Source organism: Tritonibacter sp. SIMBA_163, assembly GCF_046535935.1.
Lineage (GTDB): Bacteria > Pseudomonadota > Alphaproteobacteria > Rhodobacterales > Rhodobacteraceae > Epibacterium > Epibacterium scottomollicae.
The window spans coordinates 1-252 of record NZ_JAWJBP010000921.1 but is presented as its reverse complement, the minus strand read 5'-3'; the positions used below and the strand labels follow the sequence as shown (position 1 = coordinate 252).

The 252-nt window shown below is 54.4% G+C and carries 1 pseudogene; it reads left to right on the top strand.

Going from position 1 to position 252, the window contains the following annotated elements:
• Positions 1 to 18 precede the first annotated feature (18 nt).
• Positions 19 to 252: pseudogene (locus tag R0J92_RS25015) on the top strand (metallophosphoesterase); the annotation flags it as partial.

Here is a 252-nt window from a genome sequence, read left to right as displayed (position 1 = left end):
GGAGGGGACCAAAACTCCGTGGTGATCTCTCTCGTGCGCGCAATGCAACTGCACGGTCACGCGATAGCGATCATGGGCAATCACGAACTCAACGCGCTACTCTATCATGTGCAGGGCGAAAATTCGGAGCGCACTAGCGACGGGTTCATGCGGGCTCACACCCTAAAGAATGCCGCACAGCACGAAACGTTTCTGAAAGAATTTCCAATAGGCGCACCTCAGACGCAAGAAGTGCTCGATTGGTTCATGACG